This window comes from Shigella sp. SIG6 (assembly GCF_053555815.1).
On sequence record NZ_JBQZXC010000086.1, the window covers coordinates 1 to 15644 of the forward strand.

13 protein-coding genes and 1 tRNA gene are annotated in these 15644 nt (G+C 51.0%); 4 read left to right on the forward strand and 10 right to left on the reverse strand.

The window, feature by feature from the left end:
* Positions 1 to 30 precede the first annotated feature (30 nt).
* From ACUU1M_RS13870 to ACUU1M_RS13880, 3 genes are all read right to left on the reverse strand, one after another.
* Positions 31 to 107: transfer RNA gene (locus ACUU1M_RS13870), tRNA-Pro, on the reverse strand.
* A 74-nt stretch (positions 108 to 181) separates the two neighbouring features.
* The gene (yejM, locus tag ACUU1M_RS13875; RefSeq protein WP_000256191.1) at positions 182 to 1942 is read right to left on the reverse strand and encodes an LPS biosynthesis-modulating metalloenzyme YejM; all 1761 of its coding nucleotides are present in this window, start codon (positions 1940 to 1942) and stop codon (positions 182 to 184) included.
* Positions 1943 to 1961: 19 nt separating this feature from the next.
* Entirely contained in the window at positions 1962 to 2189 is a 228-nt protein-coding gene (locus ACUU1M_RS13880) for a YejL family protein (protein ID WP_001135672.1), read from the reverse strand.
* Positions 2190 to 2370: 181 nt separating this feature from the next.
* On the opposite strand from ACUU1M_RS13880, the gene yejK reads away from it, so the two are divergent.
* Positions 2371 to 3378 (forward strand): nucleoid-associated protein YejK, encoded by a 1008-nt coding sequence (gene yejK, locus ACUU1M_RS13885; RefSeq protein WP_000050797.1) that lies wholly within the window; start codon positions 2371 to 2373, stop codon positions 3376 to 3378.
* 138 nt (positions 3379 to 3516) lie between these two features.
* Here the strand turns inward: yejK and rplY are convergent, their stop codons facing one another.
* Together rplY and ACUU1M_RS13895 are read right to left on the reverse strand one after the other, a co-directional pair.
* Complete coding sequence (gene rplY, locus ACUU1M_RS13890) at positions 3517 to 3801, reverse strand: 50S ribosomal protein L25 (RefSeq protein WP_000494183.1); 285 nt, start codon at positions 3799 to 3801, stop codon at positions 3517 to 3519.
* Positions 3802 to 3925: 124 nt separating this feature from the next.
* Complete coding sequence (locus tag ACUU1M_RS13895) at positions 3926 to 5686, reverse strand: DEAD/DEAH box helicase (RefSeq protein ID WP_000578079.1); 1761 nt, start codon at positions 5684 to 5686, stop codon at positions 3926 to 3928.
* A 149-nt stretch (positions 5687 to 5835) separates the two neighbouring features.
* On the opposite strand from ACUU1M_RS13895, the gene rsuA reads away from it, so the two are divergent.
* From rsuA to ACUU1M_RS13910, 3 genes are all read left to right on the forward strand, one after another.
* Entirely contained in the window at positions 5836 to 6531 is a 696-nt protein-coding gene (rsuA, locus tag ACUU1M_RS13900) for a 16S rRNA pseudouridine(516) synthase RsuA (RefSeq protein ID WP_001234850.1), read from the forward strand.
* Positions 6532 to 6558: 27 nt separating this feature from the next.
* On the forward strand, positions 6559 to 7749 hold the full coding sequence (gene bcr, locus ACUU1M_RS13905) for a multidrug efflux MFS transporter Bcr (protein WP_000213399.1): 1191 nt from the start codon (positions 6559 to 6561) through the stop codon (positions 7747 to 7749).
* Between the two features lie 332 nt (positions 7750 to 8081).
* Entirely contained in the window at positions 8082 to 8426 is a 345-nt protein-coding gene (locus tag ACUU1M_RS13910; protein WP_000202798.1) for a YejG family protein, read from the forward strand.
* Between the two features lie 3 nt (positions 8427 to 8429).
* On the opposite strand, the gene yejF is transcribed toward ACUU1M_RS13910, so the two are convergent.
* The 5 genes from yejF to ACUU1M_RS13935 form a co-directional block, all read right to left on the reverse strand.
* Positions 8430 to 10019 (reverse strand): microcin C ABC transporter ATP-binding protein YejF, encoded by a 1590-nt coding sequence (yejF, locus tag ACUU1M_RS13915; protein ID WP_000194922.1) that lies wholly within the window; start codon positions 10017 to 10019, stop codon positions 8430 to 8432.
* Between the two features lies 1 nt (position 10020).
* Positions 10021 to 11046: an ABC transporter permease gene (locus tag ACUU1M_RS13920; protein WP_000088916.1), complete on the reverse strand. Its 1026-nt coding sequence runs from the start codon at positions 11044 to 11046 to the stop codon at positions 10021 to 10023.
* Positions 11046 to 12140, reverse strand: coding sequence for a microcin C ABC transporter permease YejB (locus ACUU1M_RS13925; protein WP_152028987.1), 1095 nt, complete (start codon positions 12138 to 12140; stop codon positions 11046 to 11048). The genes ACUU1M_RS13920 and ACUU1M_RS13925 overlap by 1 nt, the downstream gene beginning before the upstream one ends.
* On the reverse strand, positions 12141 to 13955 hold the full coding sequence (locus ACUU1M_RS13930; RefSeq protein ID WP_005046789.1) for an extracellular solute-binding protein: 1815 nt from the start codon (positions 13953 to 13955) through the stop codon (positions 12141 to 12143).
* 81 nt (positions 13956 to 14036) lie between these two features.
* Positions 14037 to 15593: a cyclic di-GMP phosphodiesterase gene (locus ACUU1M_RS13935; RefSeq protein WP_000470575.1), complete on the reverse strand. Its 1557-nt coding sequence runs from the start codon at positions 15591 to 15593 to the stop codon at positions 14037 to 14039.
* Positions 15594 to 15644: the final 51 nt, after the last annotated feature.

Below are 15644 nucleotides of genomic sequence, written 5' to 3' on the forward strand. Positions count from 1 at the left end.
CCGTAAGGGTTGGTTTTTTCTTGGGATTTTTGGTCGGCACGAGAGGATTTGAACCTCCGACCCCCGACACCCCATGACGGTGCGCTACCAGGCTGCGCTACGTGCCGACTCGTGGCTGCTAATACTACCGTTTTCCACACCGATTGCAAGTAAGATATTTCGCTAACTGATTTATAATTAATCAGTTAGCGATAAAACGCTTCTCGTCTGTCAGCACTTGCAATAACAAACTTAACTGTGGTTTTTCATCTTTCACTCTTTCACCACGTAAGTTGTAAGTGCGGTATTTACCGTTATTGTTCAGCACCAGCGTCTTTTTCGGGGTGGTAATTGCCAGCGTATCGTTATCCGCAGCAGTAACCCAGTAATGACGGCGTTGAGGGTTGAACAAATCCTGACCTTGCGAATATTCGCTGGCAGGTGTGCTGACATGCAGCAGGCGTTGCATCAGCGTCGTCATCAGATCGGTATGATCAGTCAGAGCATTAATACGCTGCGCCGGCGTGCCTGGCCAGTGAATCACTAATGGCACCTGCAGATGACCGTGGGACCAGTCAAAGGTTTCTTCCTCTTCGCTCAGTGGAATACCCCGACCGGCAGTGATAATCACCACCGTATTGTCCAGTTTGCCAGAATCACGCAGTGCATTGAGCACGCGTTTGATCTGGTCATCGACATTGCCTGCCGCCCGGCTATATTTCCGTGCAAATGCCTGCTGATTGCTGTCGTCAATGTTAGTGCCATTGAAATAAACCCACGAGAACCAGCGGTTATCTTCTTGTGCGTAGCGGCCCAGCCAGTTGATCCACTGCGTGGCGGTCTGATCGTCAGATTGGGTGCGTACGCTCGGCATCGAGAAATCTGACAACAATGCCTGGCGATACAGCGGGCTGGTAAAGCCATCTGATGAGAATAACCCCAGCTGATAGCCTTGCTGATTAAGCGCAGTAATTAATGCCGCAGGCGTACGGGTCGACAGAATGCCGTCCATATAGCTCGGCGAGATGCCATAGAACAGGCCAAAGATGCCGTTGTCTGTAGTGTTGCCGGAGCTCATATGGCGCGTGAACGAAATATTTTGCTCAGCAAAACCTGCCAGCGCAGGCATCTGCTTCTCGAAGCGTGAGTAGTTCAGGCCATCGACAGTAATCAACAGCACATTCTGCCCGGTGCCCATATCGCGATAGCGCAGTTCGCTTAACGGATACTGTACGGAAACGGCGTCTGGATTACCTTGCTCAATAAGACGGCGTTGATACTCCTGCGCATCAAGCAGGCCATGCTTCTCAAGGAAACGTCGCGCCGTCATCGGGTACGAAAGCGGCAGGTTAGCGCGCTGCATGGTGATCGGGCGATAGAAGTTGGCATCGGCCCAGATATACACCACATGCGAGGCGATAAAGGCGATAAATAAGAATGCGGCCAGCGGGCGCGCGAAGCGTCGACGACGCGTCAGGCTGCGCAGCTTTTGCCAGCTCCACGTCGCAAACACCAGTTCAAGCAATAAAATAACCGGCACGCTGATGAACATCAGCTGCCAGTCGCGCGCCATCTCATTTTCGTCTGGGTTGATAACCAACTGCCAGACGATGGGATTAAGATGGAGATGGAAACGAGTAAAGACTTCGCTATCGATCAGTAATAGCGTCATTCCCGCCGTCGCCAGAATGACGGACAAAAACCTCATCAGCCTCTGGGAGCCGACGATAAAGGTCAGCGGGAAGAGGATCAGCAAGTAGGTGGCGAACACCAGGAAGCTGAAATGGCCGATAATGCTTACGTAGGAATAAATGCGACCAGCAAGCGTTGTCGGCCAGTCGGCGATAAACAGGTAACGGCTGCCAATGACGAGCGAAAGCAGAATATTGAACAGTGCAAACCAGTGTCCCCAACTGACCATCTGGGAGACTTTTTCACGGTAGCGCTGACGATGAGTTACCATAACCTGTTATCTGTTTCCCTTAGTGCGCTTTGTCTTCGTTGATAGAGGACTGTAAGGCGCGGGCAAAAGAGTTGGCAATTGCCTGGCGTTGGGCCGGGGCAATGCTGGTGTTGATAAGGTTAGTGACCATGTTGCCTAACACCATCAGGGAAAGGTCGGTCGGAGCCTTATGTTTTTCCAGTACGTTGAGCAGCTCTGCGAGCAATTGTTCAACCTGTTCATTACTGTAGCGGGAAATTTGTGGCATAAATCGAAATCAGTTAGTTGATGAAAGGGCAACATATTACCGTAGCAACGGTTTTTTTTCTGCTTTTTTATGCGTTAAATCATTCTCGTTACGCTGCCTTCTGTAAAATGACCGCCATCTTTTATTGCGTCGCTTAACCGGCGGTGGTTGAATACCGCCCGGTCTTAAAGGAGAGTTTATCATGAGTCTGGATATCAACCAGATTGCTCTGCACCAGCTTATCAAGCGTGATGAGCAGAACCTTGAGCTGGTGTTGCGCGATTCATTGCTGGAACCGACAGAAACCGTCGTTGAGATGGTGGCAGAACTGCATCGGGTCTATAGCGCCAAAAATAAAGCTTACGGCTTGTTTAGCGAAGAGAGTGAACTGGCGCAGACGCTGCGCTTACAGCGTCAGGGCGAAGAGGACTTTCTGGCATTTAGCCGCGCGGCAACCGGTCGCCTGCGTGACGAATTAGCGAAATATCCTTTTGCTGACGGTGGATTCGTGCTGTTTTGCCACTACCGTTATCTGGCGGTGGAGTATTTGCTGGTGGCAGTTCTGAGCAACCTGAGCAGTATGCGCGTTAACGAAAATCTCGACATCAACCCAACCCATTATCTTGATATCAATAATGCGGATATTGTTGCGCGTATCGATTTAACCGAATGGGAAACCAATCCAGAGTCCACCCGCTATCTCACTTTCCTGAAAGGGCGAGTAGGGCGCAAAGTGGCGGATTTCTTTATGGATTTCCTCGGGGCCAGCGAAGGATTGAACGCGAAAGCGCAAAACCGTGGGCTGTTGCAAGCGGTTGATGATTTCACTGCCGAAGCACAACTGGATAAAGCAGAGCGACAGAACGTGCGCCAGCAGGTTTATAGCTACTGTAATGAGCAGCTGCAGGCAGGCGAAGAGATCGAACTGGAATCGCTGTCGAAAGAGCTGGCAGGCGTAAGCGAAGTGAGCTTCACGGAGTTTGCGGCTGAAAAAGGTTACGAACTGGAAGAGAGCTTCCCGGCAGACCGTAGCACACTGCGTCAGTTGACGAAGTTTGCCGGTAGCGGCGGTGGCTTGACTATTAACTTTGATGCGATGCTGTTAGGTGAACGCATCTTCTGGGATCCAGCAACCGATACCTTGACCATTAAAGGCACGCCGCCGAATTTGCGCGACCAATTGCAGCGCCGGACGTCTGGCGGCAATTAATCGGTTTTGTGTTCTGAATGCCAGATGCGGCGTGAACGCCTTATCTGGCCTGCAAAAAATAGCAATACCGTAATCAGGCATAATCTGCAGATACAAAAAACCCCGCCGGAGCGGGGTTTTTTACAACTTATTCAGCAATTAAGCGCGAACGAAGTCGATGTGCTGCAGCTTCGGTTTGTACGGGTGACGCTGTACGTCCTGAGCTTTAACTTTGATTTCTTTACCGTCAACAACGATGGTCAGAACTTCGCTGTAGAATTCAGCTTTAGCTTGCATGTTCATGACTTTGTCGTGATCCAGCTCGATAGCCAGCGGTGCTTCTTTGCCACCGTAGATGATTGCCGGGAACTTGTTAGCGGCACGCAGGCGGCGGCTCGCACCCTTACCCTGCTCTTTACGTACTTCTGCGTTGATAGTAAACATTTCTTTCTCTCTTAAATTAATCCTGCTACAGGCGACCCAGCAACAGGTAAGTGATCTGCTTTGCGTATGCAAAAGCGGGCGAGATTCTATACTCAATCGCCTTATACATCAATCAAAACTACCATTAACCGCGTAATTCGTGCGCCCGACGAAAACGACCTTCGTAATCGAACACTTTTTCACGCACTTGCCAGTACTGACCTTTCATGCGGGCGACGACAAAATCCGGATGTCGCAGTAAGGCTTGCTGGGCGAGGATATCGGCGGCGGTGATCCAGCGCAGAGGGATGCCCGGTGTGCGCGTATGCGGGCGGATAAAAAGCTGCTCGAAGGCGGTACGCTGGGCGGGCGTTTGCAGACGGAAACGCTCACTCACATCCGCGCCGTCTTCATCGTAATAGGTGATTTTCAACCATTCGCCTTTCTCGTCGTGCCCATGCTGCAAAGACATGCCGCTACAGCGTAATACCAGCGCATCTTTCAGTCGTAGCGCCGCTTTTAACATATCATCCGGATCAACCAGTACCGTGTCACATTCGCGGCAGCGGCGAGCGGCAATATCATTTTCTGCGTTACATTGCGGGCAATTTTTAAAACGGAAACGGAAGTCACACTGTTCGCGATGACCGTCGTCATCTTCAAACCATCCCTGACAGCGGCGACCAAAGTGTTCAATCAATGTCCCGTCGGCGGTCGTTTTCCCCCAAAAGGTGTTGGCAAAACCGCAGGCAGGGCAGAAAACCTGTACCGGAACGTTGTCACTTTTGCCTTTCGGTGTACCAACTTCCGGCGCGTAGAGATCGTGAGGATTACCCGCATAATCAAGAATTAAACAATCAGTCTTGCCCGGAGCGAGACGCAGACCGCGCCCGACAATTTGTTGGTAAAGACTCACTGATTCGGTAGGGCGCAGAATGGCGATAAGATCGACGTGCGGGGCGTCAAATCCGGTGGTCAGTACTGCGACGTTGACCAGATAGCGAAAACGCTGGGCTTTAAAATCTTCAATTAACACATCGCGCTCAGCGCCGGGGGTGTCGCCAGTAATCAGTGCAGCATCTTCGGCAGGCAGTAATCCCACAATCTCTTTTGCGTGTTCAACGGTGGCGGCGAAAATCATTACCCCTTTGCGCTTTTCGGCGAACTCCATGATCTGGCTGATGATATGTGGCGTAATGCGTTGCTGTTTTTTCAGCTCACGGTTGAGATCAGCTTCGCTGAACAGCCCGTTACTCTGTGCCTGCAAGCGGCTGAAATCGTATTGCACTACTGGCATATCCAGTCGTTCTGGCGGCGTCAGATAGCCGTGTTTAATCATATAACGCAGCGGCAGCTCATAAATGCAGTCACGGAAAAGGGCTTTCTCATCGCCGCGTACCATGCCGTGATAATGGAACTGGTAGATCCAGCCTTTGCCCAATCGAAAAGGCGTGGCAGTCAGCCCCAGCAGGCGTAAGTGGGGATTCACTTTAGTCAGGTGAGTGAGGATTTGCTGATACTGGCTCTCTTCATCGTCACCAATACGGTGGCATTCATCGACAATCAACAGCGAAAATTCACCCTGAAAGGCATCAAGATTACGGGCGACCGACTGAACGCTGCCAAATACCACTTTACCGTGGCTCTCTTTGCGCTTTAGCCCGGCGGCAAAAATATCGGCTTCCAGCCCCAGCGCCTGATACTTTGCATGGTTTTGCGCCACCAGTTCTTTAACGTGTGCCAGCACCAGTACGCGACCACGCGCCAGCCGTGCCAGTTCCGCTATCACCAGGCTTTTACCTGCGCCGGTGGGCAGCACGATAACGGCAGGGGTTTTATGACGACGAAAATGGTTGAGCGTGGCATCCACGGCTTCTTGCTGATATGGGCGGAGTGTAAAAATCATGGTTTCGCGTAGGTAGATTATTCTGCTAATAGTATGCCACGGTTCTTTTTCCCTTGAGGGAAGTTATTAGACCGCTATACTGGGCAGACAACAGTTCAGATTTTCGGGTCATTACCCGACCTCCGTTTTTTACAGGCAAAATCACACACATGCGACTTGATAAATTTATCGCACAGCAACTCGGCGTTAGCCGTGCTATTGCCGGGCGTGAAATCCGCGGCAATCGTGTCACCGTCGATGGCGAAATCGTTCGTAATGCAGCGTTCAAACTGCTCCCTGAACATGATGTCGCTTACGATGGCAACCCGCTGGCGCAGCAACACGGTCCACGTTACTTCATGCTCAATAAGCCTCAGGGCTATGTTTGCTCCACGGACGACCCGGATCACCCGACGGTGCTCTATTTTCTGGATGAACCGGTAGCGTGGAAACTGCACGCCGCAGGACGTCTGGATATCGATACCACCGGTCTGGTGCTGATGACTGATGATGGTCAGTGGTCGCACCGCATTACTTCTCCGCGCCATCATTGCGAGAAGACCTATCTGGTGACACTGGAATCACCTGTAGCTGACGATACGGCAGAGCAATTTGCTAAAGGCGTGCAGCTGCATAACGAAAAAGATCTCACTAAGCCGGCGGTGCTTGAAGTGATTACCCCAACGCAGGTTCGTCTGACCATCAGCGAAGGGCGTTATCATCAGGTGAAACGCATGTTCGCCGCCGTGGGTAACCACGTGGTTGAGCTGCATCGTGAACGTATTGGCGGCATTACGCTGGATGCTGATTTAGCCCCCGGTGAATATCGTCCGTTAACTGAAGAAGAAATTGCCAGCGTCGTCTAACTTTTCAATGACTTTCAGGAGCCCGTTGTGACCACCCGACAGCATTCGTCGTTTGCTATTGTTTTTATCCTTGGCCTGCTGGCCATGTTGATGCCGCTGTCGATTGATATGTATCTGCCCGCGCTACCGGTAATTTCAGCGCAGTTTGGCGTATCGGCGGGCAGTACGCAGATGACCCTCAGTACTTATATTCTGGGCTTTGCGTTGGGGCAGTTAATCTACGGGCCGATGGCAGACAGCTTCGGGCGTAAGCCGGTGGTTCTTGGCGGGACGCTGGTGTTTGCCGCCGCCGCGGTGGCGTGTGCGTTGGCACAAACCATCGATCAGCTGATTGTGATGCGTTTCTTCCACGGGCTGGCTGCGGCTGCGGCCAGCGTGGTTATCAACGCTTTGATGCGTGATATTTACCCGAAAGAAGAGTTCTCGCGGATGATGTCGTTTGTCATGCTGGTGACGACCATTGCACTGCTGATGGCACCGATAGTTGGCGGCTGGGTGCTGGTGTGGCTGAGCTGGCATTACATCTTCTGGATCCTGGCATTAGCGGCGATTCTGGCTTCGGCAATGATTTTCTTCCTGATTAAAGAAACCTTACCACCGGAGCGTCGTCAGCCATTTCACATTCGTACCACTATTGGTAACTTTGCGGCGCTGTTCCGCCATAAACGTGTCCTGAGCTACATGCTTGCCAGTGGTTTCAGCTTTGCCGGGATGTTCTCATTCTTAAGCGCCGGACCGTTTGTTTATATTGAAATTAACCACGTCGCGCCGGAAAACTTTGGTTATTACTTTGCGCTAAACATTGTTTTTCTGTTCGTGATGACCATCTTTAACAGCCGCTTCGTCCGCCGCATTGGCGCGTTAAATATGTTCCGCTCGGGGTTGTGGATACAATTTATTATGGCAGCGTGGATGGTCATCAGTGCGCTGCTGGGGCTGGGATTCTGGTCGCTGGTGGTTGGCGTTGCGGCGTTTGTGGGCTGCGTGTCGATGGTGTCATCCAATGCGATGGCGGTCATTCTTGATGAGTTTCCCCATATGGCGGGAACGGCATCTTCGCTGGCAGGAACCTTCCGTTTTGGCATAGGGGCAATTGTTGGCGCATTGCTTTCTCTTGCGACCTTTAACTCTGCATGGCCGATGATTTGGTCAATTGCATTCTGCGCAACCAGCTCCATTCTCTTCTGTCTGTACGCCAGTCGGCCGAAAAAACGGTGATCTATTGCACAACGAGGAAGGTAAAAGGCTTCCTTTGTTGATGCATGTCAACCACAAATCTATCATTTCCCCGATATATGTTTATTTTATGTAAAATCAATTTATGTAAAAAGTCACATCATTGTAGTTAAAAAGGTTGAGTTAGATCGCAGAAACGGGTACATATAGCCCCGCAAACGTGACCACGCCCGCAGATATTACTTAAATCAGAGCCATAGAGGCCACGCAGGCGAGGCATCAATCTTTACGATCTGTATAAAGACGGATTGTTGATGATGTGTTAAAATTGATGTAAACAAATTGTGAAGTGAATGTACTTCCGGGGAAAATAAGTGACTTCATTACAACTCTCAATCGTCCATCGACTGCCGCAGAACTATCGCTGGTCTGCTGGTTTCGCAGGTTCGAAGGTTGAACCGATTCCGCAAAATGGACCGTGCGGTGACAACAGCCTGGTGGCGCTTAAATTGCTTAGCCCGGATGGTGATAATGCATGGTCGGTGATGTATAAACTAAGCCAGGCGTTAAGCGACATCGAAGTTCCATGTTCGGTGTTGGAGTGTGAAGGTGAGCCGTGCCTGTTTGTAAATCGCCAGGACGAGTTTGCTGCAACATGCCGATTGAAAAATTTTGGTGTGGCAATTGCCGAACCCTTTTCAAACTACAATCCTTTTTAAGCGTCAGCTCAACGCCAGTAACTGACGCGTATACTCCTGCTGCGGTGTGGCAAACACGCGCGCGCACGGTCCTTGTTCCACTACTTCCCCTTGTCGCAGTACGATAACCTGATGACATAACGCGCGGACAACGTGCAAATCGTGGCTGATAAACAAATAGGCCAGTTGATGCTTTTGTTGCAATGATTTCAAAAGCGTCAATATTTGCGCCTGTACCGTTTTGTCGAGTGATGATGTCGGTTCATCAAGTATGATCAGCGAGGGCTTAAGAATTAATGCCCTGGCAATCGCAATACGTTGTCGCTGACCACCAGAGAACTCCGCCGGATAACGGTGGCGTGTTTCAGGATCTAATCCCACTTCATGCATCACGGCTATCACTTGTTGTTCGCGTTGTGCGGCAGAAAGCGTCGGCTGGTGAACCCGTAAGCCTTCCTCAATAATCTGCAAAACGTTGAGTCGTGGGTTGAGCGAGGAGTTTGGATCCTGAAATACCACCTGAATACGATGACGAGTAGGTAACAGCTGGCGGCGATTTAAATCTTGCAGTGGCTGACCGTCAAAGACGATGCTGCCCTGAGAGGTAATCAGTCGCAGCAGCGCCAGTCCCGTCGTGCTTTTCCCGGAACCAGACTCGCCCACTAAACCCAGTGTTTCACCCGCCCGTAGCGTAAAACTGATGTTTTTCACCACCACATTATGATCCACAATGCGCTTCAAAATCCCTTTGCGAATGGGGAAGGCAACCTGAAGCTGTTCAACATCCAGCAACGTTGAGGCAGGTTCTGGCAACGGTACCGGATCGCCTGACGGTTCACTGTTGAGTAGCTTTTGTGTGTAAGGATGAGTGGGTGAGGCAAATAGCGTAGCGGCGTTATTTTGCTCGACACAGCGACCGTTTTGCATTACCGCCACGCGGTGGGCCAGTTTTCTGACAATGCTGAGGTTATGAGTAATAAACAGCATGCCCATATTCAGCTCGCCTTGCAGTTCGCGCAACAGCTGTAAAATCTGCGCCTGGACAGAGACGTCCAGTGCGGTGGTCGGTTCATCGGCAATTAATAATTCCGGTCGCGTTAACAGCGCCATCGCAATCATCACCCGCTGGCGTTCGCCGCCGGAGAGCTGATGCGGATAATCTGTCAGCCGTTTTGCCGCCTGGCGGATACCGACGCGATCAAGGCAGTTAAGAATTTCGCCACGAGCCGCTTCCCGACGCATCCCGCGGTGGAGTGAAAGCACTTCATAAAGCTGTTTTTCCAGGGTATGCAATGGATTTAACGACACCATCGGTTCCTGAAAAATCATGGCGATCTTATTACCGCGTACACCGCGCAACGTTTGATCGCTGGCATGAAGCAGCGATTCGCCATGAAAACGAATATCGCCGGAGAGATATTCAACCGGCGGGGAAGGGAGCAGGCGTAAAATTGACAGCGCGGTAACGCTTTTGCCTGAACCTGACTCACCCACCAGCGCCAGCGTTTCGCCAGCCTCAATCTGTAGTGAAACATCATTGACTACTGTACGTACGGTTTGCTGATGGCGAAAACCCACCGACAAATTTTCAATCGCTAACAGAGTTTGCGTCATGCTACACCGCCTTATTAGGATCAAATGCGTCGCGGACGGCTTCACCAATAAAGATCAGCAAAGACAATAATATCGCCACCGACAAGAAGGCGGTGATCCCAAGCCACGGGGCCTGAAGGTTATTTTTCCCTTGTAACAGCAGTTCACCGAGTGACGGTGAACCGAGCGGTAGACCGAAGCCGAGGAAATCGAGCGAGGTCAGGGTGGTTATCGAACTACATAAAATAAACGGTAAAAAGGTGAGGGTCGCGACCATGGCATTAGGCAACATATGACGCAGGATGATACTGCGATCGCTGACGCCAAGCGCCTGTGCCGCACGAATGTAGTCGAAATTACGAGTACGTAAAAACTCCGCCCGCACCACGCCGACCAGACTCATCCAGCCAAACAAGACAGTAATTGCCAGCAGCCACCAGAAGTTAGGCTGTACGACGCTGGAAAGTAAAATAATCAAAAACAGCGTCGGCATCCCCGACCATACTTCAATAAAGCGTTGCCCCCAGAGATCGACTTTACCGCCGTAATAGCCTTGTAGCGCCCCCGCCAGCACGCCCATCACGCTGGAACAGAGAGTCAGCATCAGGCCAAACAGAACCGAGATCCGCGTGCCATAGAGAATGCGTGCCAGCACATCGCCGCCGTTTGCATCCGTTCCCAGCCAGTTTTGCCGGGAGGGTGGAGAAGGGAAGGGCTTATCGGTAGCAAAGTTGATACTGGTAGCACCAAAGCGAATCGGTGCCCACAGTACCCAGCCGTTATTTTCCAGCCGTTGTTTCAGCCACGGGTCCTGATAATCAGCCTGACTTGCCAGCGGGCCGCCAAAATCGCTTTCGCTGTAGTTTTTCAACAACGGGAAATACCAACTGCCGTCATAACGCACCAGCAACGGTTTATCGTTAGCGATAAGTTCAGAACACAAACTCAAACCAAACAAAACGAGGAAAATCCATAACGACCAGTAGCCGCGACGGTTATGACGAAAACGCGCCCAACGGGCCTGATTGACGGGGCTGAGTCGCGACATTAACGTCCCTCAAAATCTATACGCGGATCAACCAGCGTATAGCTGATATCACTGACAATATTCAGCAGCAGGCCAATCAGGGTGAAAATATACAAGGTACCAAACATTACAGGATAATCGCGCGAGACGGTCGCTTCGTAGCCCAGTAAGCCAAGACCATTGAGTGAAAACATCACCTCAATCAGCAGCGAGCCGGTAAAAAACATGCTGATAAACGTCGCCGGAAAACCGGCAATCACCAGCAGCATGGCGTTGCGGAACATATGTTTCCAGAGAATGTTTTTCTCACTTACCCCTTTCGCACGCGCGGTCACCACGTATTGCTTGCGCACTTCATCAAGGAATGAGTTTTTGGTCAGCATGGTCAGCGCCGCAAAGCCACCAATCACTGTCGCCAGCACCGGTAGCGTGATATGCCACAGATAATCGGTGATTTTCTGATACCACGGCAGCGAATCAAAGTTAGCGGAAACCAGGCCGCGTAGAGGGAACAGGTCGAAATAGCTGCCGCCCGCGAAGAAGACAATCAGCAGGATGGCAAACAAAAAGGCCGGAATGGCGTAGCCGATGATGATAAATGCGCTACTCCAGACGTCAAAGCGACTCCCATTATAAACAGCTTTGCGAATGCCTAACGGAATCGACACCAGATAGATAATCAGCGTGCTCCACAATCCGAGGGTGATGGAAACCGGCAGACTGTCTTTAATCAGCGTCAGCACCCAGGCGCTGCGAAACAGGCTATCACCAAAATCAAAGCGGATGTAGTCCCAGAGCATTTTGAAGTAACGTTCGTGGATCGGCTTATCGAAACCGTAGCGATGAGTGATCTCAGCGATCACTTCTGGATCTAATCCGCGTCCGCCACGGTAATTACTGTCGCTGATATTGCCGACACCCGTTTGCGCATGGCTGGCACGAACACCTTCACCGCCTGCGCCGGGTAATACTCCGGCATTACCAAACTCAATGGCGGCGATGGCCTGATCGACCGGACCGCCAGGCGCAATTTGCACGATGAAAAAGTTGATAGTGATAATAGCCCATAACGTTGGGATCACCAGCAACAGACGGCGAATCAGGTAAGCGCCCATCTACTCTCCCTGTTGTCTGGCTGACGGCAGTTTGGCCGCTTTATTAACGTCATACCACCAGGTATCGATACCCAGGCTGTAAACAGGGCGTACAGCGGGTTGGGAGAATTTATCCCACCAGGCGAGACGGTCTTCCGCCATGTACCACATTGGCAGCATGTAATAATTCCACGTTAATACGCGATCCAGTGCTCGCCCCAACGGCAGTAATTTTTCTTTATTTCCCTGCGCGGCAATAATTTGGTTGATCAGCGAGTCGATAACCGGGCTTTGCACGCCGGGGGCATTATAAGTGGAATTGATATATTCCGATGACCAGGAAATCTGTAAATCGGAACTGGGCCACGGCATCGCCCGCCATAGGCGCGGCATCATGTCATAGTCGCGATTGCGCATGCGGTTAGTGATTTGCGAGTTATCCACCTTGCGAATGTCCATATTGATACCCAGCCGTTGCAGGCTGTGCTGGAACGGCAATACCCACTGACTATTGCTGCTTGCGGGAAGCAATAATTCAAAGCTGAGCGGCTGACCCGTTGTGGCATTAACGCGTTGCTGACCCTTCAGCACCCAGCCCGCTTCGTTGAGAAGTTTGTCGGCTTTTAACAGGTTGTCACGATCGTAGCCATCGCCTTTAGATACCGGCGGCTGGTAGATTTGTGTGAAGACTTCTGGCGGTAGATCTTTTTTCATTGGTGCCAGAAGCACCAGCTCCGCGGCGTCGGGGTAATTTCTGGCCGCGTATTCGGTATTTTGAAAATAACTGTTCGTGCGACTCCAGGCGTTGTAAAACAACGCCTTGTTCATCCATTCAAAGTCAAAGGCGAGAGTGATTGCTTCCCGCACCCGGCGATCGCTGAATACCGCACGTTGGATATTAAACGCCAGCCAGCGCGTATCTTGGGCTGATTCGTTCTTTTGCTCATCTTTGATGATGTATTTTTTATCGAAATTTTTACCGGTATAACGCGTGGCCCAGTTTTTAGCGTCGTTTTCCATACGCAAATCAAAGGCACCTGCTTTAAACGCTTCAAAGGCGACATTATCATCGAGGTAATAATCGTAGCGAATGGTGTCGAAATTCCAGCGTCCACGGTTTACCGGTAAGTTTGCTGCCCAGTAATCTTTCACGCGGGAATAGACAATATTTTGCCCCATTTTCCAAGACGTAACGTGGTACGGACCACTGGCAAGCGGAGGCGTGGCGAGCGGGTCGCTAAGTTTGTGATCCTTCCAGTACTTTTCTGGAAATACCGGCAGCGAAAACAGACTCAACATATCTTCTTTGCCGGGTTTAGCTAACTCAATGCGCACGGTTAACGGCGCAATGGCTTTGACGGTGGTGCCTTTGTAGACCAGACGAAATTGCGGCACGCCTTCGGTCAGAAATTTTTGAAAAGTAAACTCTACATCGCGGGCAGTAATGGGAGAACCATCATGAAAACGGGCGCGCGGATTAATAGCGACCTCCACCCAGGAATAATCGTCAGCATAGCGTGCACTTTCAGCAATCAGTGGGTAATAACTGCCTGGTTCGTCATCGGAAGTCGTAAATAACGTGTCGTACAGCTGCTCGGTGCGTGCGCCCGGGTTGCCGCGCAGTGCATAGCGGTTGAAATTATCGAAGGTACCGAGGGCTGACAACGTTATCTGCCCACCTTTTGGCGCGGCGGGGTTCACATAATCAAAATGGTTGAAATTAAACGCGTACCGGGGTTCGCCCAGCACGGCAAAGGTATAGCTTTCCTTGATAGCCTGCGCCTGCGCACCGAAGGTGAACAGAGCGATAAACAGCAGCAGTATGCGCACAATCATCTGCAACGGATTTCCTTTTACTCATCATTAGCCGCAATCCGGCATGCTTTCACTATGAATAATAAGGGACGTAAGCACACCTTACCACTGTGGCGTATACGGTTTCTTCAGCCAGCGAACAAAATCGTCCAGCGGTAACGGGCGACTAATCCAGTAGCCTTGCATGAAATTAACGCCGCGTTCGCTTAGCCATCGCGCTTGTTCCGGCGTTTCGACCCCTTCAGTAACTGTCAGCATATTGAGACGTTTCGCCAGCGTCAGCACCGCGTCAAGTACGGGTGAAGTGATCGTTTCCGTACCGATGGCGTTGATAAATCCACGGTCAATTTTCAGATAATCGAGCGTAAAACGCTCAAGATAGATAAGCGCGCTGTGCCCGGTGCCGAAGTCATCAATAGCAATTTCTACGCCGACCGAGTGCAGCCAGGCGAAGAGTTGTGTGGCTTCTTGCTCTTTCAGCATATCGCGCTCGGTAATTTCCAGCACAATCTGGAAATGGTGTGCGGGCAGGGAAGTGAGCAGTTTCTGGATATCTGCTTTAAAGCTTTCGCTGTGCAGATGGTCCGGCGCAATGTTAATGCCAAATTTGACGCCTACCGGCAGTACTTTTTCTAATTCTGCGGCATCGCGGGCAATTAACTCAAACAGGTGCTGAGTCAGCGGCACAATCATCTTTTGCGATTCGGCAAAGTTAATGAAGGCATCCGGGGGAATTTCTCCCGCTACAGGATGCCGCCAGCGTAGCAGTACTTCCAGGCCCGTTACCCGCAAAGCTTGTGTATCCACCACCGGTTGATACGCCACGTAAAATTGTTCGCGCTTGATGGCGGTCATGATTTCTCTGCCGGGGCGCATACGTACGCTCATCAGGTAATAGCAAAGCAGGCCAACGACAGTTCCACTCATGCCGCCCAGTAAAAATGCGTACCACACATCGTTCCATGTCCAGTCATCCGCATAAAGCCGAACGGTCAGAGGAATGCCCGCAATTTTAGTTTCACGGACCGGCATGTCGGTTAATTCATTAACGTTCATCAAACGTGAAGAAAAGGTAGATAGCGCAGTATTGCCAATAATGAGGGCGACGCCATCGTAATCTTCCTGCCGTGAACTATAAAAGAGAGAAGGCGTCAGGTTGAGATTCAGAGCGGCAAACACACCGCTATTTTTCAGCAAAGGGTTGCGATACCAGATGACGATTGCGGGTTTGTTCGGCACCATCGGCGTGCCGGGTAAGATCGCCATATCGACGTTTTTATTAATGTCGAGCGCCGGAATCAATTCATTGAGTGGAATGTCCATCTCACCAGTCGCAGATGAACAGAATGTTTTTTTATCTTTCACCAGCACAAACGTACGGACATTCATGCTAAACGCCGCGCGAGCGGTCAGTTCGGGGTTAGCCTGCTGGCAGGTATCTAAGGTCAGCGGCTGAAGCCGGTCAGTAGTGGATTTCAGGTCGGCAAAATAGGTATCGAGATACTTTTGTACGTCGATAATCAGTGTGTCGTATTTGACTTCGTGCTTATGCCAGGCCACTAAAAACTGAAGGCAGCTAACCAGTATCGCAATCATCACGCCTGCTACAATGCAGGTAAGCAGGAGCTTACGTCCAGAATTGGGAGCGCGTATGAACATGATTCCGTTAATTTCCTGAAATTACGACAACATTTAAAAGATAACAATGAC